This window comes from Paenibacillus sacheonensis (assembly GCF_009909195.1).
Taxonomy (GTDB): Bacteria; Bacillota; Bacilli; order Paenibacillales; family Paenibacillaceae; genus Paenibacillus_Z; species Paenibacillus_Z sacheonensis.
On record NZ_JAAAMU010000017.1, the window covers coordinates 65,000 to 88,957 of the forward strand.

The 23,958-nt window shown below is 57.0% G+C and carries 21 protein-coding genes; 4 read left to right on the top strand and 17 right to left on the bottom strand.

Annotated features, from left to right (window positions below; translation table 11 throughout):
• Positions 1–82: 82 nt before the first annotated feature.
• The 8 genes from mraY to mraZ all read right to left on the bottom strand — a co-directional run bounded on the left by mraY (position 83) and on the right by mraZ (position 10,303).
• Complete coding sequence (gene mraY / locus GT003_RS24840; protein WP_161703013.1) at positions 83–1,039, bottom strand: phospho-N-acetylmuramoyl-pentapeptide-transferase; 957 nt, start codon at positions 1,037–1,039, stop codon at positions 83–85.
• Between the two features lie 9 nt (positions 1,040–1,048).
• Complete coding sequence (locus GT003_RS24845; RefSeq protein WP_161703015.1) at positions 1,049–2,455, bottom strand: UDP-N-acetylmuramoyl-tripeptide--D-alanyl-D-alanine ligase; 1,407 nt, start codon at positions 2,453–2,455, stop codon at positions 1,049–1,051.
• Entirely contained in the window at positions 2,455–3,945 is a 1,491-nt protein-coding gene (locus GT003_RS24850) for a UDP-N-acetylmuramoyl-L-alanyl-D-glutamate--2,6-diaminopimelate ligase (protein ID WP_161703017.1), read from the bottom strand. Before GT003_RS24850 ends, GT003_RS24845 begins: the two co-directional genes overlap by 1 nt.
• Positions 3,946–4,052: 107 nt before the next feature.
• Positions 4,053–5,993, bottom strand: a complete 1,941-nt coding sequence (locus GT003_RS24855; protein WP_161703019.1) for a stage V sporulation protein D — start codon at positions 5,991–5,993, stop codon at positions 4,053–4,055.
• Between the two features lie 131 nt (positions 5,994–6,124).
• Positions 6,125–8,356, bottom strand: a complete 2,232-nt coding sequence (locus GT003_RS24860) for a penicillin-binding transpeptidase domain-containing protein (protein ID WP_161703021.1) — start codon at positions 8,354–8,356, stop codon at positions 6,125–6,127.
• Between the two features lie 9 nt (positions 8,357–8,365).
• Positions 8,366–8,782, bottom strand: a complete 417-nt coding sequence (locus tag GT003_RS24865) for a septum formation initiator family protein (protein ID WP_161703023.1) — start codon at positions 8,780–8,782, stop codon at positions 8,366–8,368.
• A gap of 85 nt (positions 8,783–8,867) precedes the next feature.
• A complete protein-coding gene (rsmH, locus tag GT003_RS24870) occupies positions 8,868–9,803 on the bottom strand; it encodes a 16S rRNA (cytosine(1402)-N(4))-methyltransferase RsmH (RefSeq protein ID WP_161703025.1) in 936 nt (311 codons plus the stop codon).
• A gap of 62 nt (positions 9,804–9,865) precedes the next feature.
• Complete coding sequence (mraZ, locus tag GT003_RS24875; protein ID WP_161703163.1) at positions 9,866–10,303, bottom strand: division/cell wall cluster transcriptional repressor MraZ; 438 nt, start codon at positions 10,301–10,303, stop codon at positions 9,866–9,868.
• A gap of 298 nt (positions 10,304–10,601) precedes the next feature.
• Here mraZ and GT003_RS24880 point away from each other — a divergent pair, with 298 nt between their 5' ends.
• On the top strand, positions 10,602–10,889 hold the full coding sequence (locus GT003_RS24880) for a hypothetical protein (RefSeq protein WP_161703027.1): 288 nt from the start codon (positions 10,602–10,604) through the stop codon (positions 10,887–10,889).
• Positions 10,890–10,927: 38 nt separating this feature from the next.
• Here the strand turns inward: GT003_RS24880 and GT003_RS24885 are convergent, their stop codons facing one another.
• From GT003_RS24885 to GT003_RS24910, 6 genes are all read right to left on the bottom strand, one after another.
• Positions 10,928–12,040 (bottom strand): DUF4349 domain-containing protein, encoded by a 1,113-nt coding sequence (locus tag GT003_RS24885; RefSeq protein WP_161703029.1) that lies wholly within the window; start codon positions 12,038–12,040, stop codon positions 10,928–10,930.
• Positions 12,041–12,278: 238 nt separating this feature from the next.
• The gene (locus tag GT003_RS24890; RefSeq protein WP_161703031.1) at positions 12,279–13,550 is read right to left on the bottom strand and encodes an adenosylhomocysteinase; all 1,272 of its coding nucleotides are present in this window, start codon (positions 13,548–13,550) and stop codon (positions 12,279–12,281) included.
• Positions 13,551–13,568: 18 nt separating this feature from the next.
• Complete coding sequence (bshC, locus tag GT003_RS24895; protein WP_161703033.1) at positions 13,569–15,200, bottom strand: bacillithiol biosynthesis cysteine-adding enzyme BshC; 1,632 nt, start codon at positions 15,198–15,200, stop codon at positions 13,569–13,571.
• A 135-nt stretch (positions 15,201–15,335) separates the two neighbouring features.
• Positions 15,336–15,731: a DUF3397 domain-containing protein gene (locus GT003_RS24900; protein ID WP_161703035.1), complete on the bottom strand. Its 396-nt coding sequence runs from the start codon at positions 15,729–15,731 to the stop codon at positions 15,336–15,338.
• Between the two features lie 23 nt (positions 15,732–15,754).
• Positions 15,755–16,699, bottom strand: coding sequence for a ketopantoate reductase family protein (locus GT003_RS24905; protein ID WP_161703037.1), 945 nt, complete (start codon positions 16,697–16,699; stop codon positions 15,755–15,757).
• 130 nt (positions 16,700–16,829) lie between these two features.
• Positions 16,830–17,477 carry an RsfA family transcriptional regulator gene (locus GT003_RS24910; protein ID WP_161703039.1) on the bottom strand — a complete coding sequence of 216 codons (648 nt, stop codon included), beginning with the start codon at positions 17,475–17,477 and terminating at the stop codon, positions 16,830–16,832.
• A gap of 268 nt (positions 17,478–17,745) precedes the next feature.
• On the opposite strand from GT003_RS24910, the gene GT003_RS24915 reads away from it, so the two are divergent.
• Positions 17,746–17,982: a DUF2626 domain-containing protein gene (locus tag GT003_RS24915; protein WP_090638377.1), complete on the top strand. Its 237-nt coding sequence runs from the start codon at positions 17,746–17,748 to the stop codon at positions 17,980–17,982.
• Between the two features lie 121 nt (positions 17,983–18,103).
• Here the strand turns inward: GT003_RS24915 and GT003_RS24920 are convergent, their stop codons facing one another.
• Positions 18,104–19,315 (bottom strand): class I SAM-dependent methyltransferase, encoded by a 1,212-nt coding sequence (locus tag GT003_RS24920; protein ID WP_161703041.1) that lies wholly within the window; start codon positions 19,313–19,315, stop codon positions 18,104–18,106.
• A 108-nt stretch (positions 19,316–19,423) separates the two neighbouring features.
• Here GT003_RS24920 and GT003_RS24925 point away from each other — a divergent pair, with 108 nt between their 5' ends.
• Complete coding sequence (locus GT003_RS24925; protein WP_161703043.1) at positions 19,424–20,509, top strand: coiled-coil domain-containing protein; 1,086 nt, start codon at positions 19,424–19,426, stop codon at positions 20,507–20,509.
• A 2-nt stretch (positions 20,510–20,511) separates the two neighbouring features.
• Here the strand turns inward: GT003_RS24925 and GT003_RS24930 are convergent, their stop codons facing one another.
• Complete coding sequence (locus tag GT003_RS24930; protein ID WP_161703045.1) at positions 20,512–21,846, bottom strand: extracellular solute-binding protein; 1,335 nt, start codon at positions 21,844–21,846, stop codon at positions 20,512–20,514.
• 149 nt (positions 21,847–21,995) lie between these two features.
• Between GT003_RS24930 and GT003_RS24935 the strand changes: the two genes are divergently transcribed.
• Positions 21,996–22,517 (top strand): hypothetical protein, encoded by a 522-nt coding sequence (locus GT003_RS24935; RefSeq protein ID WP_161703047.1) that lies wholly within the window; start codon positions 21,996–21,998, stop codon positions 22,515–22,517.
• Here GT003_RS24935 and GT003_RS24940 read toward each other — a convergent pair.
• Positions 22,514–23,845 (bottom strand): PhoH family protein, encoded by a 1,332-nt coding sequence (locus tag GT003_RS24940; RefSeq protein ID WP_161703049.1) that lies wholly within the window; start codon positions 23,843–23,845, stop codon positions 22,514–22,516. The genes GT003_RS24935 and GT003_RS24940 overlap by 4 nt on opposite strands.
• Positions 23,846–23,958 lie beyond the last annotated feature (113 nt).

Below are 23,958 nucleotides of genomic sequence, written 5' to 3' on the forward strand. Positions count from 1 at the left end.
TAGATAATCAAAGAAGTCTGAACTACAACAGCGAGCGTAGACCCATACCGACCGCAGGGAGCCGCCTTTATCACCTATTATTTTATCTTCCCAGGAAGACGCCGGCCGCCGCGAACACGATGCCGACGAACCAGAAGACGGTGACGACCTTCCACTCGCTCCAGCCGGACAGCTCGAAGTGATGGTGGATCGGGCTCATCTTGAAGATCCGCTTGCCGCGGAGCTTGAACGAGCCGACTTGCAGGATAACCGATAGCATTTCCAGTACGAAGACGCCGCCGATAACGACGAGCAATAATTCCGTCTTGGTCAAAATCGCGACCGCCGCCATGCCGCCGCCGATGCCGAGCGACCCCGAGTCGCCCATGAACACTTTGGCCGGATGCGCGTTGAAGACCAGGAAGCCGAGCAGCGCGCCGATCATCGTGGCCGAGAAGATCGCCGATTCGTGCTCGCTGGCATGCAGCGCCAGAATCGTGAAGGCCGTGAACGCGACAGCGCCTGTCCCGCCCAATAAGCCGTCCACGCCGTCGGTGAAGTTGACGGCGTTCGACGTGCCGAACAGCATGATGACCACGAACGGATAATAAAACCAGCCGAAATCGAGCTCCGCCGAGGTGCCGGGAATGCCGATGACGGTGCTATGATGCATCTGATGCAGTAAGACGCAGATCATGACCGAGAACAGCAGCTGCCCGAACAGTTTCTGGGATGCCGTCAGGCCAAGCGAGCGTTTGAAGGCGATTTTGATGTAATCGTCGAGAAACCCGACTAAGCCGAAGCCGAGGCACGCGATAAGCAGCACCCAGAACTCGTTCGTCTTATCGGAAAATTTCAAGAAAGCGAGCAGCACCGCCAGCAGAATGATGATGCCGCCCATCGTCGGCGTGCCGGTTTTCTTCAGATGGCTCTGAGGACCGTCGGTTCGAATCTGCTGACCGAACTTCAGCCGTCTCAGCAGTGGAATGAACAAAGGTCCGAATAAGACCGCAAGCATGAATGAAGCGCCGATTGACAGAAGAATGACCTTAACGTCCATGTTCCACCTCTACCCCCGCTGCAGCGCATGGACGACTTCTTCCATGCGCATGCCGCGTGATCCTTTCACCAATACGAGATCCTCCGGCTCGACCCGAGCCAGAAGCCACGCTGTTAATAGTGCTTTATCATCGAATGCGCGAACCCTTACTTCATCGCCGGCATCCCCAAAATGTTTCGCGGCCTCGGTTGCGGTATGCTGCGACAGCGCGCCGAAGGTAAACACGCCATCCGCCTTCTCGGGCGTCACATACGCGCCGATGTCCCCGTGCATCTTGGTCTCCTCGGGTCCAAGCTCCAGCATGTCGCCGAGCACGAGCCATTTGCGCCGGTAACCGCGGAGGCTGGCGACGAGATCGATCGCGGCGCGGACCGAAGTCGGGCTGGCGTTGTAGGCGTCGTTCAGTACCAGAGCGCCGTTATGGGCGCGTCCGGGTTCGATGCGCATGGCCGTCAGCTTCAATCGCTCGAAGCGCTCGCGAATAGCGGAGGCGGGCACGCCGAGCTTCTTCGCCGCGGCGATAGCCGCCAACGCATTCGATACGTTATGCCTGCCCGCGACCGGCAGCTCGACGCGCTGCAGCGCTTCGTCGTCCTTCACGCCGAACTGCGACGAGGTCGCGTCCACTCGGATATTGTCCGCCACCCAGCGGCTGCCGTCCTGCAGGCCGAAGGTCTGGACATCGACGCCTTCCGGCAGTCGCGCCGTGCGGATGCCTTCATGCAGCAGCGGTTCGTCGCCATTAATGAGCAGCAAGCCGCCTGGGCGGAGGCCGGCAACGATCTCCAGCTTCGCCTGGGCGATCCCGGCCCGCGAGCCGAGCTGTTCCATATGCGACTCCCCGATGTTCGTGATGATGGCAACGTCCGGTTTGGCGAGACGCGTCAAGAAATCGATCTCGCCGAATTCGCTCATGCCCATCTCCAGTACGACGGCATCGAAGCTTTCGTCCAGCTCCAGCACCGTCAGCGGCAAACCGATGTGATTATTCAGATTGCCCTCCGTCTTATGTACACGGTAAGAGCCCGATAGCAGCGCTGCCACCATGTCCTTCGTCGTCGTCTTGCCGTTGCTGCCCGTAACGCCTATTACGCGCAGATCAAGCTCGTCGCGGTAATTCGCAGCAAGCTGCTGCAACGCCGCTACCGAGTCGTCAACGAGAATAAGCGGCGCATCCGACAACGCGTCCGGCACCGCTCGGCTCCGTTCCCACAAAGATCCGCCGGCGCCGTCCGCCAAAGCGCCCTCGACAAACGCATGGCCGTCCACCCGTTCGCCTTGAATCGGAACGAACAGCATCCCGGGCTTCATCGTTCTCGTATTAATGGAGACGCCTTCGATCGCGGCGCCGCCATTATCGTTCAACATCGTGCCGCCGCATAGGGCGGCAATCGCATTCAATGGTCGTATAATCACTATGAAAGACTCCTTATCGCTTCTTTGGCCACTTCCCGGTCATCAAAGTCGTATTTGACGCCGCCTATGTCCTGATAGGTTTCATGGCCCTTCCCCGCAATTAATACTACATCGTCGCGGCGCGCCATTTCAACCGCTTTTTGAATCGCGGCGCGGCGGTCGGCAAGCAGCTCGTAACGGTCGTTCGGCACGTTGTCGCGCAGCAGCCCCGCTTCCACGTCGTCCAGGATCCGAAGCGGATCCTCCGTGCGCGGATTATCGGAGGTGATGAAGCTGTAATCCGCGTATTTGGCCGAGATGCTGCCCATCAGCGGACGTTTCGTCCGGTCGCGGTCCCCGCCGCAGCCGAACACGCAGATGACCCGGCCCTCTGCGAACTCCTTCACCGCTTTGAGCACGTTCTCCAAGCCGTCCGGCGTATGCGCGTAATCGACGATGACGGCGAACGGCTGACCGGCATTCACGGCCTCTACCCGCCCCGGCACGCCGGGAAGCGCTTCGAGACTCGCTTTGACCTGGCGGAGCGGGATGCCTTCGATAAGCGCCGCGCAAGCCGCTCCGAGCGCATTATAGACGTTGTATTTACCGGCCATCCGTAACGTTATATCGGCAGCGCCGGCAAACGATTCAACATGGAAAGACGTTCCTTGCGCGGTGATGCGCACATTCGTCGCCCGCACGTCCGCATCGCGGTCCAATCCGTAGGTCACGACTTCCGCGGCCGTCGCGTCGGCGTAACCCGGAGAAGCCGGGTCATCCGCGTTCAACACGGCGAACAGCCGATCCTCCGGCGATTCCGAGAAGGCATTGCCGAGCCTACTGAATAGCAGCGCCTTTGCCGCCGCATATCGTTCCATCGTCTCATGATAGTCCAGATGGTCCTGAGTCAGGTTGGTGAATATGGCCGTCCGATACCGGCAGCCTTTCACCCTGCCCTGCTCCAGCGCATGAGAGGATACTTCCATTACGCAGTAATCGGTGCCGGAATTCGCCATCGCATGCAAGGAACGCTGCAAATCCAGCGCCTCCGGCGTCGTGCCCGACATCGGATAGGCACGGCCGGCATACCGCATCTCGACGGTTCCGATCACGCCCGGCGAATGGCCGGCATCCCGCAATATTCGCTCGATCAAATAAGTCGTCGTCGTCTTGCCGTTCGTTCCCGTGACGCCGATCAGTTTCAATCGGCGGCTCGGCTGGCCGAAGTAATAATCCGAAATGACGGCCATCGCATGCCGGCTGTCCTTGACGATGATTTGCGGAACCGAGTCCGGCAGGGCCAGCGGCCGCTCCGCAACGACAGCCGCCGCTCCGCTCGCAACGGCTTCGGCGGCAAAATCATGCCCGTCGACTTTATGGCCGCGCAGGCAAATAAACAAATCCCCCGCGCCGGCTTTTCGGGAATCGATCTCGATTCCCGTGATTTCGGTTTCCCCTTCTCCGAACAGGACTGCCGTGAGCAGCAGTGAGGCCAATTGTTCCACCCGCATCGCTTTGGTCCCCTCCCATGAGCAGATCAGGCTGTGCGAGCCGCCGAAGCGGCGGCAGGCACCATGCGCAGCCTACGCCAACTTACGATTCTCACTACTCATTATAGTCAGGGATTTTCGCTTTCATCATCGTCTTTCGCTAAATATATGCGGATGGTTGACCCTCTGTCGACGCGCGTTCCGGCTGCCGGCGACTGCCGGATGACCGTATCGCCGCTTCCTGCCGAAGAGAGATTGAAGTTCATATTCAAATCTTCATAGATATCGGATACCGTTTTGCCGATCAGATTTGGAACGACGACGATCGGCGTCTCGCCGTACTTATATTCTTTGTTGATTTGCTTCGTGCTCGGCTGAACGCCCATGTAAGGCAGCGCGTCAGCTATGATATTGTGTACGATCGGCGCCGCGACGACGCCCCCGAATTGAATGCCCTGCGGGTTATCGACCGCCACGTACACGACGATCTTCGGATTGTCGGCCGGCGCGAAGCCGATGAACGATACAATATGCTCGTTTGGCGAGTACCGGCCGTTGATGACCTTCTGCGCGGTACCCGTTTTGCCGCCGACCCTGTAGCCGTCGATGAACGCGTTGCGCCCCGTGCCTTTGGCGACGACGCTTTCCAGCGCATTGCGCACCGTTGCGCTCGTTTGTTCGGAGATGACCTTGCGGACGACCTCCGGTTCGACTTTGCTGACGACGTCGCCCGTATCGGGATTGACCCACTGCTTCGCGACATGCGGTTTATAGAGAGTACCCCCGTTGATCGCCGCCGAAACAGCCGTGATCTGCTGGATCGGCGTGACGGATACGCCTTGGCCGAAGGCCGTCGTCGCCAGCTCGACCGGACCGACCTGGCTCATCTTGAACATGATGCCGTTCTCCTCGCCGCCGAGGTCGATGCCCGTTTTCTTGCCGAAGCCGAAGTTTTTAATATACTCGAAAAGTTTATCTTTGCCAAGCCGGTTGCCCAAGGCCACGAAGCCGGGGTTACAGGAGTTTTGCACGACCTCGAGGAAGGTTTGGCTGCCGTGGCCGCCTTTCTTCCAGCATCGCAGGCGCGCGCCGCCGATCTCCACCGCGCCGGGATCGAAGAAGTGATCCTGCGTCAGGTTGACTTTCCCTTCCTCCAATGCTGCCGCGAGCGTAATGATCTTGAACGTGGAGCCCGGCTCGTACGTCATCCAAATCGGCAGGTTGCGGTTATAGATCGCCGGATCGACTTCCCTGTATTTGTCGGGATCATAGGAAGGCCGGCTGGCCATGCCCAAGATTTCCCCATTATTTGGATCCATGGCGATAGCGATAATGTCGTCGGCCTGGAACTTGACCATCGCTTGATCCAGTTCGCGTTCCATGATCGTCTGGATCTGCTTGTCGATCGTCAGCTCCAGATTGAGCCCGTCCTTGGGCGCCGCATAGGTGTCGGACGAGCCGGGCATCAGATCGCCTTTCGCATCGGATAAGAACGAGACGTTGCCGTTGATTCCTTGAAGGAGATCATCGTACTTGGCTTCGATGCCGGTCAAGCCTTGATTGTCGATCCCCGTAAAGCCGAGCACGTGGGAAGCGAAGCTGCCAAGCGGATAATACCGTTTGTTGTCCTCTGCCACCACGATGCCCGGAAGATTCAAGTCTTTGATCTGCTGCGCCTTCTCGGTCGTGATCTTGCGTCCGCCGGGTTTGATATAAACGATGAGCTGTCTCTTCGTAATCATCGTATATACGCTGTCCTCGGTCATGCCGAGCACGGCGGACAGCTTGGCCGCCGCGTCGCGGGCATCCTTCACCTGGGCGGGGATCGCCATGATCGTCGGGGAACTAATATTATACGCAAGCAGGCTTCCGTTTCGGTCCATGATCTCGCCGCGTTTGGCAGCGAATGGAATTTCCCTTCGCCAGGAATCCTCGGCTTTAGCTGCAAGCTCCTCGCCTTTCCACAGCTGTACATACCCCAGCCTTCCGGCTAGAAGCCCGAAAGCAAGAACGCCAATGAGAAGCGCCGTGAATAAACGGCGCCTGATCGTTACGCTGGAAACCTTCACGTGTCATCCCTCCGAACAAGCTCGTAAAACGGGAACGTTCGTCCAACCGTCTCCTAATCCAAGCCTATTCGAAGAAAAAGAGGGATAGAACAAGCTATCCCCCGGAATGCAAGGCATGGCTTAAACCGTAATCAGCCATCCCCTTTGTCGCTGCCGCCGTCCTTGTTGTCTCCTTCTCCGTCGCCGCTCCCGTTACCGGCAATCACGCCCGCCTGACGCAGCATTTCTTCGTCCGGCGGCGCAAGAGTCAGCTGCAGCACGGGCTGCCCGTTCAGCTTCGCCTGCATCTGCGATTTCACGAAGCCTTCGCCATTCGCGATACAGCGAAGCTGAAGGTTCGTGCACATCTGCATCGCATCGCGCAGCGGCAGGCCGCTCATGTTCGGCGTCGCCAGCTTGCTCTGCTCCTGCGTCAGCAGATAGACCTTCTGGTCCGCTCCGACGGCAGCCCCCGCCTTCGGAATCTGCTTCAGCACCGTGCCTCCCGTTCCTACGACATTGTAGCCCAGCTTCTTGCCGTCCAGCGTCTGCTTCGCCTGCGACAATGTCTTGCCCATTACGTCCGGAACCGCTAAAGTCAATTCCTTGCTCGGCGCGTCGTCCGCCTCGTTCTTCACGCGAATCGGCTCGACGCCGAGATGCCGCAGGCTCTGCTGCATGATTTGCTTGAAGATCGGAGCTACCGCCGAGCCGCCGGAAAGGAGGCGGTCGTTCGGTTCGTCCATGACGATGTAGAGCACGACCTTCGGGTTGCCGACCGGAGCGAAGCCGATGAACGACAATACGTATTTGTCGTCCGCGTACTTGCCGTTGATAACCTTCTGCGCCGTACCCGTTTTGCCCGCCACGCGGTAACCTTCGATATACGCATTCTTACCGGAGCCGATCTCCTTATCGGATACGACCTGCTCCAAATATTCATCCACCTGATCGGCGGTTTTCTCCGTGACGGCTTGCCGGATCACCTGCGGTTTGGTGACGATCGATTTATTCGTGACCGGATCGTCGACCTCCTTGACCAAATGCGGCACGAGAAGCTTGCCTCCGTTCGCTACCGCAGCGACCGCGGCAACCTGCTGGATCGGAGTTACCTGAACCTTGCCCTGGCCGAAGGAGGCGGTGGCATATTCGGACGGCCATTGCGGGTTGACCGAGCCGGCCAATTCGCCGCCGAGTTCGATGCCCGTCTTTTTGCCGAAACCGAAATCGTTGATATAGCTCATCAGCTTGTCCGGCTTGAGGCCTTCGTAGCCGAGCTTGACGAACGCGACGTTACTGGAACGTTTCAAACCTTCCAAAAACGTGATCGTCCCCCAGTTCGTATGCACGTCGTGGATCGTATAGCCCGGCACGCGGATGGACCCCGACTTATACTTTTCGCTCGGATGGAACAACCCTTCCTGCACGGCGCCGGCGAGCGTGACGATCTTGAACGTGGAGCCCGGCTCGTACAACGACTTGATGGCATGATCGTAGAAATTCGCCTGCGGGAAATTCCAATACGTGTTGGGATTGAAATTCGGCAGATTGGCCATGCCGAGAATTTCCATCGTCTGGGGATCCGCCGCGATCGCCGTAATGCTCTTCGGCTGATACTTGTCGTAGGCTTCCTTGAGCGCGTCTTCGATATAGTTCTGGATATCCGCGTCGATCGTCAGCTTGACGTTCTTTCCGTCGACCGACGGTTTAATATCGACGTTGCCGTTCGCGATAATGATGCCGTTGCCGTCCTTCTCGTACTTGATCTGACCCTCCGTGCCGCGAAGCGTGCTGTCCAGCGACGATTCCAGCCCCGAGACGGCATTGCCTTCCTTATCCTCGTAGCCGAGCACATGCGAAGCAAGCACGCCTTTCGGATAGAAGCGTTTCTTCTGGTCGATGAGATAGATGCCGACATCCTTCTTCTTCGAGTCGGCGATCAATTGATCCCGGAATTTCACGATGCGATCCGCGAGCTCCTTGTCGATCTTCCAGCCTTCGCTGCGAACCTCGCGCTGCTCGTAATAGGCGCCGTTCTTCTGCTTCGCCTCGATGATGGCCCGAAGATCGTTTTTATCCTTGCCGAGCACCGTGCTCAGCTTGTTCACGATGACGTCCTCGAGCTTCAGATCATGAATGATCTTCGGATTGACGGCAACGGTGTACGCCGAAATATCCATGGCCAGCACGGTGCCGTTGCGGTCCGTGATCGTGCCGCGCGCCGGAATCAGCTTCTCCGACCTCGCCCACACTTCTTTGGCTTTCTCCGTCCAGAAATCCGCTTTTACGACCTGCACCCAATAGATGCGGCCGACCAATAAAACAAAAAGGAGGGTAATAACCCCTCCGACCAGCAGCGTGCGTAAGTGTATTCGTTTCGTCATCGTCTTCACCTAGTCATTGTTCGCGAGCGTCGTATCGCCCGCAGACCCTTGCACGGTTACTTTAATCGACGTATCTTCTTTTTCGTCCACTTTCGCATAGCCGAGATCCTTTGCTTTCTGCATGAGCGTCTTCGGATCGTTCGCAATCTCCCGCTGTTTGACCAAATCGTCGATCTGAATTTCAAGATCCGATTGTTTCTGCGTCAGCGTCGATATCTGCTGTTCCATCTGATAGATTTGAGCGTAGCGGAAAATGACGACGCCCGCCACGACCACGCATACGAGAATCGTAAACAAGTAAAGCAGCTTCTCTTGTACGGGTATCGACTTGCGTTTGACTACGACTTTCTTCGTCTCGCGATACGAAGGCTTCTGGTCCGGCTTTCGCTTCGGCTGCATCGCGAGATTTCCATTTACATAGGCCATTGAACGTTCCTCTCTCTCCTCATGCTTCGTGTCGCTCGTCTATGTGTTCATTCATGATTGACGTCGTGATGTCGTTCTTCTGCCTCTACAGTCTCTCCGCCACTCTTAGCTTGGCGGAACGAGCCCGCGGGTTCTGCTCCAGCTCGGCTTCGCTCGGCACGATCGGCTTGCGGGTTACGAGCTTCAGCTTCCCGTCGCCGCCGCCGCAGACGCACATCGGGAAATCAGGCGGACAGGTGCATTTTTCAACAAATTTCGCGAACAGCTGCTTGCAAATCCGATCCTCCAGCGAATGAAAGGTAATGACTGACGCTCTGCCGCCCGGCTTGAGCACGTCTACCGTCTGCTCCAATGCCGTTTCTTCCGCGCCAAGCTCGTCGTTGACCGCGATGCGCAGCGCTTGAAACGTCCGCTTCGCCGGATGGGGTCCTGTCCTTCTGGCAGCCGCAGGTATGGCGGATTTGATAATCTCGACCAGCTCGCCCGTGGTTTGAATCGGCGCTTTCTCTCGGGCTGCGATGATTTTGCGGGCAATCGATCTAGCGAATTTCTCTTCGCCGTAATTCGTTATGATTCGGGAAATTTCCCGTTCGTCCCAGCCGTTCACGATATCGCTGGCCATCAGCATGCCGTCTTGGTCCATCCGCATGTCGAGCGGCGCGTCATGATTATAGCTGAAGCCGCGTTCGCCTTCGTCAAGCTGCGGACTCGAGACGCCAAGATCAAACAAAACGCCGTCCACGCCCTCGATATTCAAGTCGCGCAGCACCGCCGCCAAATAACGAAAATTACTCTTCACGAGCGTTACCCGCTCCATGTAAGCCGCTAATCGCAGCTTGGCGTTATCGAGCGCCCAATCGTCCTGGTCCAGCGCGATGAGACGTCCGCCAGGTCCTAGACGCGAAGCGATGAGCTCGCTGTGACCGGCTCCTCCCAAGGTGCAATCCACATAAATGCCGTCCGGTTTGATCGCAAGTCCGTCAACCGCTTCTTCCTTGAGCACCGTTATATGTTGAAACATGATGTTATCCTCCCGGCTCTAAGGTCGCCGCCGTTCTCCCGAACATAATCGTCAAGAATCGGCTAAAAATTAAAATCAAAGTCCACGAGCTTCTCCGCAATTTCGTTGAACGTTTCTTCTGACTGCTTGAAGTAGCCCTCCCAGATCGGCTTGCTCCAAATCTCCACCCGGTTCGAAACGCCAAGGACGATGCAATCCCGCTCCAGCTTCGCATATTCGCAAAGCGTGTTCGGTAAGTTTACCCTGCCCTGTTTATCCAGCTCGCATTCCGTGGCGCCGGAGAAGAAAAACCGAGAAAACGCACGCGCGTCCGACTTCATCATCGGCAGCGATTTCAGCTTCTGCTCCAATTGGCTCCACTCGCTCAGCGGATACACGAACAAGCAGTTGTCCAATCCCCGGGTGATGACGAATTGATCGCCAAGCTGTTCGCGGAATTTCGCGGGAATAATGATACGGCCTTTGTCATCGATGCTGTGCTGATACTCACCCATGAACATGGACCGCTCCACCTCTCCCCCTAAATCCACCACTTGGCCCCACTTTTCACCACCACGGTTCATGTATTCGCCACCGGGAAAGTAATTCCTGCTCTTCTGCCATGAATTTCTGAAAATAATTTATGGGATTAACCTTGTTACAAATTTGAAACCTTTTCGCCCTTTCGTTCGTGTAAACTGGAAGTCGGAGGAAGAACAGCCGTCGCAGAAGCCGCGCAATGTAGGCTTCGTCACCGCTTGAAAATCTCTTGAATTCCGGAAGCATCCATATTCGAACCATCTAACTGGGGGCCTGCCCATGAACGGCACTACCGCCTTGCACGATATATACGACTTGCTTCAAAGCGTGGAACACTACTGCTATCAGGTCGCTTACTACGTGCTCGGCAATGAAAGCGACGCCGCCGCTGCCAGCGAAGGCGCATTGCTTGCACTGGCTTGCGATTCGGCATTTACGATCGCTGCTGCAGCGGATCGGCGAGCCCTGGCGAAGAAAGCCGCTGTCGCCTGCGCCATGAAGCGCGCACGGGAGCGCTGCGCTTCGGACACGCCAAAAGAGCTGGATCCCCGAGTCGCGAACGACTAGGAGATCCAGCTCTTTCAACTGCGCTGCGCGCTTATCCTTTATTTGTCCGTTTCGCGGTCCGCGTCCGGGTCCTCCTCGGCCGGCGAAGCTTCGACCGCTTGCGGTAACGGAAGCGATTCCCTCGCAAGCCGTCTCTCGGCTGCGTGCTTCCTGCTGCTGCTGCGGTAGACAGCATAGGACGGAATGCCGATGACGGCAATCACCGCCACGACCGGCAATGCCCCTGCAAGCACCACGATCAAACCTTGCAGGAAGGCATACATGACCTCCGCGCTGCCGCTGACCGCATCCGCGATCCGATCCGCGAATCCGCGATTCGCTTCGTTTTTCGTTACGGCCGCCTCTGTTACTTCATACATGCGAAGATCGATCGTCGAATAAGCGACATTGTTATCCAAGTATCGGATCCTGCCTTTGATACGCTCGATTTCGGTCTGCACGTCGCCAAGCTGCGTCGAGATTTGAAGCAGATCCGCCGTCTTGGTCGCCTTCGCCATGAAGTCGAGGAGCCTGGCTTCGACGACCTGCCTTGCCTTCAGGCGTGCCTGCATATCTACATATTCTTCCGTTACGTCCGTCCCCTGCGCGCTGCTTTGCATGCTCAGATGCTCGATTTTCTCCAATCCGCTCAAGAACCCGTCAAAGCCGGATGCCGGAATCTTGATCGTGAACGTGCCGCCCCTCTCTACCGCCGTCTTCTGATCCGCGAACTTCAACAAGTAGCCGCCGGAGAGATGGATGAGATTGCGCAGTGCGGTCTGGGCGGTGTCATAGGCTTTGACTTCCAGCGTGACGTTCCCTTTATAGACGATCTTGCGGTCGAAGCTTGGATCGGTATCGCCCGACGATTCGCCCAATGCGGCTCCAGCGCCCGAATTCGCCGCCGGCGCACCCGGTTCCGAAGAAGCTGCCGTATCCGAGGTTGCCGTGTTGGCATTGGAGCTCGACTTCGCCTCCTCGCTTGCGGATGCATCGTCGGAGGTCGCCATTACGGCTTTGGCGCCGTTCCCGGCATCTCCTGCGGAATTCTGGTTGCCGTTCGCTGCCGAGCATCCCGCGAGCAGCCAAGCCATCAAGATAAGACCGAAGCATGCCGCCATCCATTTCCTGTTGGTTTGCCGTCTCTCTGTACTCTTCTCTGCGTTTGTCATTGAATAGCCCCCTCTATGATTGATACGGCCTACTTCCCAAACGTAGAAGAGCTTCCAAATGTTGCAAGACGGAGAAACGGCGTCTGTAGAGCGCACGAGTCCCCCTCCCCAACCATTTCCACAACGATTCCACCAGCTGTTCCAACCATTTCCACAACGATTCCGCCACCTGTTCCAACCATGCAAAAAGAGCCCTTCCCGAAGGAAAGGGCTCTTGATTCATTTGGCAAAACGATGATTATTCATGCTCCTGCCAGCTGTCGAGATACGACTTCTGTTCGTCGCTCAGCTTGTCGATGCTCGTGCCGATCGCTTCCAGCTTATAGCGCGCGACCTGCTCATCGAGCTCGTACGGCACGTTGACGACTTTCTTGCCGATCGATTCGTAGTTGTCGTTGACGTATTTCAGCGACATGGCCTGCAGCGCGAACGTCATGTCCATGATCTCCGCAGGATGGCCGTCGCCGGCTGCCAGGTTTACGAGACGTCCTTCCGCCAGCAAGTAAATGCTGCGGCCGTCCTTCAAACGATATTCTTCGATATTGCGGCGCACGACCCGCTTGCTCGCGGACATCGCTTCCAGCTCCGGCTTGTTTACTTCGACGTCGAAGTGGCCGGCATTGGAGAGGATGGCACCGTTCTTCATCACTTCGTAATGCTCCCCGCGAATCACGTCGCGGTTGCCGGTTACGGTGACGAAGAAATCTCCGAGCTTCGCCGCTTCGCTCATCGGCAGAACCGTGAAGCCGTCCATATACGCTTCCACCGCGCGAATCGCATCGATTTCCGTGACGATGACCTGCGCGCCAAGTCCCTTCGCCCGCATCGCTACGCCTTTGCCGCACCATCCGTAGCCGACGACGACGACGGTCTTGCCCGCGACGACCAGATTCGTCGTCCGGTTGATGCCGTCCCATACGGATTGGCCCGTACCGTAGCGATTATCGAACAAGTACTTGCAATAGGCGTCGTTCACGGCCACCATCGGGAAGTTCAGCGAGCCGTCCTTCTCCATGGCTTTCAGGCGCAGGATGCCCGTCGTCGTCTCTTCCGCGCCGCCGCGGATTTGCGCCATCAGCTCCGGACGCTCCGCATGAAGAATGGAGACGAGATCGCCGCCGTCGTCGATGATCAGGTCCGGCTTCGTCTCGAGCGCCTTGATCAGCAGCTCCTTGTATTCCTTCGGTTCCGGATTGTATTTGGCGAAGACCGTTATACCGTCCTCCACCAACGCCGCGCATACGTCGTCCTGCGTCGACAGCGGATTGCTTCCCGTAATCGTGACTTCGGCGCCGCCGGCTTGGACGACCTTGGCCAAGTACGCGGTTTTCGCTTCCAAGTGGAGAGAGATCGCAACCTTCAGCCCTTTGAACGGCTGCTCCTGCTCGAATTGCTCGCGAATGCGGTTCAGCACCGGCATATGCGCCGCTACCCAGTCGATTTTCAGATGGCCGTCAGGCGCAAGCGCCATATCGCGCACGATGCTGTTTTGTTTCGCGTTCACCGTCATGGTTCAACTTCCCTTCGTTTATAAATAAATCAGATAATGACCGCCCGATCGATCATACGGCGCATCCAGCAGCTTATCGAGCCATGCGGAACCCGAGCGGTTCCAAATATCGGCCATGTTCAAGATCCGTTCCTGCGGCTGGTTGTCGGGCCATAATGCGAGCGCAACGCCATCCTGCTGCTGCAGCGCGGTATCGAAACGTCTTGCGTGCGCTTCCTTCGTCCGTTTCTCCAGGTACGAGATTTGGTCCTGAATCCGGCGAAGGTTGACCGCGCCCAAATCCTCCAGACCTCGTCCGATCGAAGCCGACATCTCCATCACCGGCTTGTACATGGTTTCGAATTGCGTCCGGGCAGCGTCGAAACGACCCTCGATATCGAGCTCATCCCGTTCTTTCAGCCAGCCGGCGCGATGCTCCTCGTAACGCTCTGCTACGTCGTTGAAGGTAAGCCCGTATTTGGCCATGTGCTTCTCGACAGTCCCTTCCACGAGCGTGTAGGACATCCGCGGAATGATGAGGGGCATCTCCATGCCGAGGCACCGGAAAGCTTCGCCGGTCAAGGTCCAATACGCGATCTCCCCATGTCCCAGGACGGCTCCAAGCACCGGCAGCAAATAATCCTGCATCAGGGGACGGGTCAGTACGTTGTTGCTGAGCCGCTGCGGTTCCTGCTCCGCAATGCGCAGCAGTTCCTCGCGGGGCACGCGCAGCGTTTCTTTACGGTTACGGAAATCGCCGTCCTGCTTATACAGCAGCACCCGCTCCTCGTCCTCGAACAGGAACACATTGGCGCAGCTCTCCGACACGTCGGCCGGCAGCGCGTATCCGAGCTCCCGAACGACGCCGGCCGTGCGCATATAGGCGGCTTCCAGCTCGTCGTTATGAAGAAGGATCCGTTTGAACATCGGCGCTTCCAGCGCGCGAACGCCGGCATCGTCGGAATCCATAAGCACGAGCCCGTATTTGCCGAACAGCCACCCCATCGTAAGGGCGAACCACTCGGACAAATCGTTGCAGCGCACGGCGAAGCCCTCCAGCGTTTCCAACAGCTCGCGCTTGAAGGCGGTATCCGGCAGCGATGCGCTTAGGCGCTGCAATGCTTCCGTAAGCTTTGCCTGCTCCAGCTTCGTACGGCTGACCGACGTGCGGACGCCGAACGGGCGCGGCACGGCTATGCGCGCAAGCGTTGCCTCGCCGCTTCGGATGAAGGCATGATTCGCTTCGTCCCAATCATGGTCCTCTCCCGCAATCCAAAATACGGGCACGACTTCCGTACCCGTCATCCGAGAGGCATCTTTGGCGGCCGCGATCGCCGTAACGGCTTTATGGATGACTAGCAGCGGCCCTGTCCAAAGACCCGCCTGCTGACCGGTGACGACGACCGGCGCTCCTTCGCGGATCGCCTCGATATTCGCCAGCACGGACGGGTGATCATTCGTTCGTTTATTATACGCCAGCAAAACTTCTGCTAGACGCTCGGACGCTACGCGTTTGTCCGCATGAGCTTTCAGCCAATTCAAGCGTCGGTGCCAATGCGCTTCCTCGGCGGGATGACTGCCGAATAATGCTTCTATCCCGGGGTGGCTTCGCTTTACGTAAGCTTCGGCGATCGGTTGACTGAAAGGCAGCTGGACCGATTCTGTTCTCATCGGGCAGTCTCTACCTTTCTTTTTCCGGTTTGCAGGCTATGCATGGAGTGCGTTTTTTCTCATTTATTGTACACATTGTTTCGGTAACCGTCAAAATAAAACACCCTCCCGTGAAAGGAGGGTGCACGCTTGCGATCATGCCGTAAACAAGCTCTTCCCAATGCCGATGCACATCAGGATCACGTAGCAGAAGCTCATTAAAAAAAAGCCGAGCCGCCAAATCGCCCGCATGATCCGCTGCATGTTCAGCGTCCCCTTGGAACGGTATTGGACGTTGCCGAGCAATCCGCCGCCGAGAAGCAGGATAAGCAGGATGCCGTACAGGCCGAAGCTGCTGTCGAACGTCTCGTTGAACAGCACCGCAACGCAGCCGATCAGGAGCGCGGTCGTAATGTCCATCGCCATGCGAAACGCTTTCTTGCGATCGCCGGTGACGCTGGCATAACCGAAATAGACGAGCAGAAACGGAATGACAGGAAGAACCGCCGAGATGGCATAGACATGCTTGATGCTTTCCCAAATCCATTGCATCCCGATTCCCTCCCCTAGAGCGATTAAGAAACATGCAGCGCTTCTACCAGCGCCCGTACGGCTTCGTTCATCTTCGACGGCAATCCGAGCTGCTTCGCACGCTCGGCGATCCCGCCGTTTATCCAGTTGATCTCGGTCATTCGGCCCGCGCGAATATCGCGCAGCATGGAGGACTCGTTGGCAGCCGTCGCGGCGCATACGCCGAGCAGCCGCTCCCAATGGTCCGCATTCGATTGCAGACCGTCCGCACGCAGGATCTGCTCGCTCTCACCGTGAAGCGCCCGCATCAGCTTAAGGCGGTGCGGATCCTGCGGCAGCTCGCCGTTCTTGACTTGAAATATCGCCGTAAGCGGATTAATGACCGCATTGATTAACAACTTTAGGAAAACTTGATCTTTCATCTCTTTCGACAGTTTTGCTTGAATTCCTGCACCGTTCAACGCCTGAAGCAACATTTTTTGCGGTTTGGCATCGTTTTTCTCGCTTTCCGTCCAGCTCCCGAACGTCAGCTGCCCTGTCCCGGTATGCATGACCGTACGCGCGTCCGTCCGCAGCGCGCCTTCCGTCGTAACGGCGGCATAGACGGGCGATTGCGGCAGCGATCGCTGCAACAGCTCCATATGCCCGATGCCATTCTGTAGCGCGAGCAGCGGCACGCCGCCGGCCGCGAGCAGCTTCAGCTCTGCGAGCAACGCCTCGTTCAGGCTCGGCTGTTTCACGGCCAGCAGCACCCAATCCGGAGCGAACGCCCGATGTTCGCCTGCTGCCGTATAACGGATCAAGGAGGAGGATGAAATCTGGATCCGCCGCTCCGCTCCCGCATTTTCTATTAATAGAAGGCCTTCCGACGACAGCGCCTCCGCCTGTTCGTCCGTTCGCGTCAGCAGCATGATCCGTTCTCCGGCCCGTGCCAGCCTAGCCGCAAGGAGAAGCCCGATCGCGCCGCCGCCGACGATGATGATCCTCATGCACCCGCCCCGGCTTTCTTGTAAGATGTATACGGCTATCGTAGCAGAAACAAACTAAAAAATCCCGCCGCGGCCGATAGAGGCACGGAGAGATTTTAAGCGTTGCTGCCGCCTTGCAGCGGCTAGCTAGTTATTCGATTCGTTCCAAATTGCCGTTCGCGTCCATTTTGAACCTCGGCTTCGCTTCGTCCTCTTCCGTCAGAACGGTGAGGCGTCTGGCCCGATCCATGATTTGAATGAGCGTTTTGTAATCGTCATTCACGGCACGATAATCGGTTTGCGCGTTGTTCACTTCCAGCGACAGGCGTTCATTGATTTCGCGCAGCGTATGAAGCTCCTCGTCTTTCTCGCGCAAATCGCGTTCAAGCGATTTGATCTGACGGTTGAGCTCCTGGTACGTACCCTTCCACTGGCGCAAAAAGCGGATGACGGTATCGATCGACAACGACTCTTCCGTCAGCGGGTCGTTCTTGTATGCGCGTTCCTCGACGTCCACCACATGAATGGACGACACGTGAGGGGCCGCGGCGTACGTTTGCTTTTTCATATAATTCCGTTTCTGACGCTGCTGCTTCGCGATCTGGATGGCATCCTCGTAACGCTTGCGTACGCAGCTGTTCCAGCGAAATCCGCAAGCGGCCGATGTCCGGCCAATTCGCTCGCCAACTTCCTCGAACGCGGCTAGCTGCGTGCTGCCTTCGCGAATATGCCGCAGCGTAACCTCGGCCAGGATAAGATCGTCATCCGGGCTCCAGGCATCTTGTCTCACTGCTGTCATGCAACCAAAACCTCCCAACATTAGGCGCTTACTTTATCTCTATGCCCTTGGTAGAGTTCATAGAATCTATCGGATACTAATTTGTATATCCAATTTTTTTTAGGCTCATACATGTTTTTTCACAAATTGAAGCAAACTTGTCATATGGCGTGTAGACAAGGCAAAAAGTTTGCCAATTCGTCACGACTGAAACAGTTTACAGTCGTTACCTGAAACGTTATAATGGGCAATAGAAATCGGGTCTAGACTGACGAGAGGGGGAGAAATCATGGCACGCATGTTCCGAGTGCTCGGTTTTTGGACGCTTGTAATCGCATTGATGGCGTTTGCAGGGCATATGAACGAGATGGCGCTCTTGTTCTTTATCCAAACCGCTGTGTTTGTCCTGTTAGGCTATTTGAACTTTTCCGAAAGAACTTACATGCTGATGTTCTGGGGATACATGTTTATCTCGTTCGTCGGCTTCACGTATTGGACGGTATTTGTAATGGGGAACCCATTCTAAATATACGGCTCCATCACTTTCAAAAAATAGCCAAAAGGCTGCTCCGGGAGACAAGCTCTCCGGAACAGCCTTTTTCAATGCCTTGGAACTCGATTATCGGCTATCGGTAATCGACTTTCGGTTATTTGGAAGTCCACCGCTGTTCGGATTTCTCCAGCACGAGCACTTTGAACGTCTCGCTCATGGCATCGCTGAGCAGCAGCTGCCGAATCGAACGGTTATGCCGCGCCGCTTCGCTGAACGGATCTGCGCCGTCATGCCGCACGAGATCGGAGAGCAGTCCTTCGTCGAGGAGAAACTGCTTCTGCGTGCCGTAATAGCGGGGCTTCCACCCTGCATCTTCTCCCGCCGCCGTACAGCCGGTAAAATTGACATGCGCGGTCAAGTCCTGGTCTCCAGGGTTCTGAAACGGTTCATCCCGGGCGATATGGTCCTTGTAGCAGAGCAGCGTGCCGTGCATACGGTGAGAAGCCGTCAGCTCCCGCGCATCATGCCCGTAATCGATGAGCAAGAGGCAGCCATGCCTAATGCGTCCGCCCAGACTCTTGATCCACTGCTCCGCGTCCAGATTCACCTCTGTAATCTGCCCCTCGCGAAGCTGAATGCCGTCCCTGTTAAGGACGCCTGCGATGCGTTCGTCGGACAGAGGCATATAGACGTAACGGAAAGCCTGTCCCTCCTGTTCTCCGGCAGCAGCGGCGACACCAAGCTCCCACAGCCTGCCTGCCTTCCGGACGACGCGGTGAACCGGCATCGCGTCCAGCAGCTCATTGGCCAGCACGACCACGAATCGCTCTTCCGGACCGCTCTCCAGAGATGCCTCTGCCTCCTGCGGCGTCATGAACGATACGGAAATCCCTTCGCCGGCGCTTCCAAGACCCCTCTCTACGAATCTGCTCTTCGCCTCTTCCAGATGAACGGCATTTCCGTCCACAAGCGAGTATTGCGCCGATGCCAGCCAAGGAGGGGCGGCCTGCTCCCACGCGGACAGCATCTGTACGGCCAGCGCGCCAGTACCCGCTCCCCACTCCATAATCACTGCTGGCCTATCTTGCGCCTCGGCCAGCTTCGTAACATATCCAGCAAGCTTGCTGCCCATCATCGACCCGATTGCGGAGCTCGTATAGAAGTCGCCGGATTTGCCGATGCGGACGGGTCCGCTCTTGTAATAACCGTCGAACTCGTCATATAAACACATCGCCATGTAGGCATGGAACGTGATAGCGGGAAGCCAGGCTTCGCCAGCCGGAACGGCCTCATCCGGCCAGCCTCTTCTCTCGCTTCGCGCAATCGTTTCTAAGATGGCTGTCTCCAACCGATTGAAAGCTTCCAACGCAGCAATGCACCTCCAAGCCTAGGACAAAATCGAGGGTTCCAGATATAATAGATGCGTAGCGCGCATATAGTAGTTCATCCGCAAACCCAGAAAGGGGGACGGGCCGTGCAAGGAACGAAACGCCGCTGGATTGCAGCACTTACGGCAGGTGCGATCGCAAGCTGGCTGGCGATCTATCCCGTTCTCGCCGAACCCGCCGTGCCGCAAGACGAAGAGATCCGCAGCGTGCTCGAGAAAAGCTTGTCCGTTGTCGAAATCGACAAGGAGATCTCGCGCATCCAAGCGGAGCAAAGCGGTGTCAAGGCCAAACTGTCGTCCGCTCAAGCCGAGCTGGATATGCAGCAGGCTGCAATCGACAAGAAGCGCGAGGATGCCGGGAAGGTTCTGCGCGCTTATTATACCGGCGAAAGGGACGTGCTGCTGACCGCCGTACTGTCCGCCCGCAATCTATCGGCACTGTTGACGGTCATGGACTATTTCGATTATATTTTCTCCTCCGATAAGACGACGTTGAACGACTACACGAAGCAGTACAAAGCCATCAAGAAATCGATCGCTTCCCTGAACGCGCAGTCTGCGCAGCTCGATGAAGTCGAAGCCCGCTTGCAAACGCAGCGCAGCCGCGTAACCGCTCTGCAGAACGATGTCGATGCCGCGCTCAGCGGCCGGTCCGATGCCGACAAGCTGCGCTCGTTGATCGACGAATATACGGATTATTGGCAGAACGTCGGCCTTGTCGAGGTCAACCGGTATTTTAAAGCGTTATCCAAAGCGATGGGGCATATCACCGCGTGGGTGGAGAAAAACAAAGACATGCTGGATATCGACGGCTTCAACTATACGCTGACGATTCCGGACGACAAGCTGAACGCGTTCCTCCGCGAGCAAAACGAGATTTTCGATAATTTCGCCTTCGCGTTCGAGCCGGATAAAGTCATCATCACCGGTAAACGGGATGACCTCGAGGTGGAGTTGCTCGGTCATTACACGCTGGAGAAGAACGGCGCGATTCAATTTCACGTCGATGAACTGATCTTCAATGGTCTGGCTTTGCCGGATACGACGCGCAAACAGCTCGAGAGGCAGTTCGATCTCGGCTTCGATCCCGCGCAAATCGTTTCTTTCCTGAAAGCAAAATCCGTTGCCGTCGAGAACGGCACTCTCGTCATCAAGCTATCCATCAGCCTATAGTTTTACGCAGAGGACGGCGCTTCGGCGTCGTTTTTTGCCGGTTCCGGGGGCGCTTCGTTCCACGCCGAGATCAGGCCAGCAGCCGTCTCCGGAAGGAATTCCTTCCCGTTGCCGCCCAGCGAGGCGCATAACGCCGACCAGCGCGCCCATCGTTCGCGCCATGGCGGGTCCGGAACCGCTGCCGCAGCTTGAAGCATGCGCGCGAGAAAATGGGGGGGACGGTCCGCGATCTCGTTATAGACGAACTCCCCCGTCATCACGGATACGCGCGCAGGAAGCCGCCCGAAGATTCGATAACGGTCGAGCTGTTCGTTCGAACCGGTCATATCCTGGATCCATTCCCTTGCTTCCGCCAGCTTGTCCGTCTCTGCCGTCAGCACGAAGCTTCTCCCGTTCGTGCGAACGACCGGGCTGTTCTGCGAACCGACCGTAAGCAGCGCCCGCTCCTCGTCCGTCATCGCGAAATATACCGACCAGGGAATCGTGGCGCCGAGCAGCGTCTCCGAACGAAATGCGTGAAGCAGCCCGATACGCTGCGTCAACGGATCGAACCGAGCGAGCTGCCGCGCATGCTCCGCCGCGAATTGCAGCTGCTGCTGCTGACTGGCGTTGAACGGCGAGAGTCCCGCCGCAGCCGCCGCATTCTCCGGGAATAGGCCAAGCCAAGCGGATAGATCTCTTGCATCAGCCGTATTCAAGTTGAATGGGCTGAATCCGTCGGGCTTCAAAGCCGTGAGCGTGGAAACGATCGATTTGAAGGCATTCATGGTCGTTGGAGGCTCTTGATCGCCCGCCGCCTTGAGCAGCTTCTTCGACCATACGTTCAGCGTCGGATTGCTGTCTACGGGTACGCCCCACAGCGAACCGTTCCATTTCACCATGCCTGTGAGCGCTTCCAATAGGTCTGCGGCCGAATCTCCGGTAACGATCTCATCGACGGGAAGCAAATAGCCCAGCATGGCGAATTCGCGAACGCGGTCATCGTCGAGCAGCATGATGTCGAATGGCTCGCCCGATTCGGATGCTTCCTTGCGGGCCTCGTCGGCATCCTTGGCATGAATGTTCGTCAACTCGATCGATACGTTCGGGTGGCTTTGCTGATAGCTTTCGTTGCCTTTCACCCAATATTGAAATTCCGCCTCGTCCATCGAGACGGCAATGGACAGCGTCGTCCGTTCATGATCGTCGCCGTTCACGACCTCAGGCGCTTGGCTGGAAGGTGTCCCGCCGCCTGACGGCGTGATGGGCGATCCCGGCTTGCTGCTTAAGGAAATGAGCAAAGCCGCGCATAACGTAAATCCGCTCAGGAGCAAAATTACCGCTTTTCTGCGTGACACCTTATCCCTCCTCGCCCATTTAAGCTAACTTACATTGTAGCAAGAAAGCGCTTTTTTGTCGCTATCATTTCTTCCCTGCCCCGCGTTGCTTCTCTATCCGATATCCCTCATACTACCGATAGACGCCGAAGAGAAGGAGAATGTTGCTCATGAAGATCGTTTGCAGCCTTGAACTGCATCTGCCCGAGGATAAGCTTCCGGGCTATTACGCCCAAATTATCAAAGGCATCGCGGACATCGTTACCCTGCTGGACCGCCACAAAACGCTTCTGTTCGTGAATACGCCGGAGGAGTGCGAGGCCATCATCCGGTTTGTCGCCAAGTATAAAGTGGACTGCGAGCGCGGCACATGGCTCCAGCTTGAAGAAGCCTGGGAGCCGAATGATCGAATGTTCGCGGATTATGGCCTGCAGACGCGCGAAGGAAATACCTTCGTGGATCTCGGACTTGCCGCGGTCGTCGCGTTGTCCGCCGGGGAGGATCCATCCTCGGAGTACGTACAAGCCCTGGAGCAGGCGGAGGAGCATGCCATTGCTTCCCTGACGCAAGAAGACGGCCGGCGGCTGCTGGCCGTCGACCGTCATCAAGCAGAGCTGATCGCCGGGATCGCACGCGCCTACCGCTGCGCGTACGAACTCATCCAGCCAGCCGCTGCCCCGTTTGCTCTTTAAAGCAAATCCGCCGCCAGCTGGGCGAGCTTGGAACGCTCGCCCTTCTCCAGCGTCATATGACCGCTGACGCCTTCCTGCTTGAAGCGTTCCACGATATGCGTGAGCCCGTTGCTGATGGAATCGAGATACGGGTGATCGATTTGCTCCGGATCTCCCATCAGCACGATTTTGCTTCCTTCGCCCACCCGCGATACGATCGTTTTCACTTCATGGCGGGTCAAGTTTTGGGCTTCGTCCACGATGATGAACTGCCCCGGTATGGACCGGCCCCTGATGTAGGTCAACGCCTCCACCTGTATGCTTCCGAGTCCCATCAGTATTTTATCGATATCCCCCGATTTTTTCGTATCGAACAAAAACTCCAAATTATCGTAAATCGGCTGCATCCACGGACGCAGCTTCTCTTCTTTCTCGCCTGGCAAGTAACCGATATCTTTGCCCATCGGCACGACGGGTCTCGCAATCAGCAGCTTCTTGTATTTGTGCTCATCCTCGACCTTCATCAAGCCCGCGGCCAGCGCCAGGAGCGTCTTTCCCGTTCCCGCCTTGCCCGTGAGCGTCACGAGGGGAATATCGTCGTTCAGAAGCAGCTCCAGCGCCATTCGCTGCTGCGCGTTGCGGGCGGTGATGCCCCACACGGGATCGTTGCTTAAGTACAGCGGCTCCAATCTCGCTCCATCCTGGCTTACTTTCAGCAGCGCGGACTTCGAAGTGCCCATCTCGTCCCGCAGGATCACGAATTCGTTCGCATGCAACCGCGTGTGCAGCAGCAGGTTCTTGATCGTCAAGAACCGGTACGTATAAAATTCGTCGATGACCGACGGGTGCACCTTGAGCGTCAGATAGCCCGCGTACACGTCGGATGGCGCCACCACTTGATCGGACAAATAATCCTGCGCATCGATCCCGAGCACGTCGGCTTTGATGCGCACCAGCACGTCTTTGCTGACGATGATGACCGGCCGCGCTTCCCCTTTGTTCTGCTCTTCCAAGTGATAATTCAACGCCACCGCGAGAATGCGGTTGTCGTTCGACATCTCGCCGAACATCTCCTGTACGCGCACGAAGCTCCGATGGTTCAGTTCGACCTTCAGCACGCCTCCGTTATCCAACACGATACCTTCATGCAGATGTCCGTTCTCTCTCATATGGTCCAGCAGCCGGGAAACATGCCGCGCATTGCGCCCAAGCTCGTCGGCAAGCCTTTTCTTCGAATCGATCTCTTCCAACACCACAGCGGGGATTATGACCTCGTTATCGTCAAAGGCAAAGATCGCTTGCGGGTCATGGAGCAGAACATTGGTGTCGAGCACGAATATTTTTTTCATCGTGAGCCCTCCTGGCGTTGGAATTTCGTTCAAGGCATACATAGCGCAACCCGCTTCAAGGTAAACTAGGTGGGAGGCATGCCCGGGCCGCAAGACGAGCTTACAATCAGGGT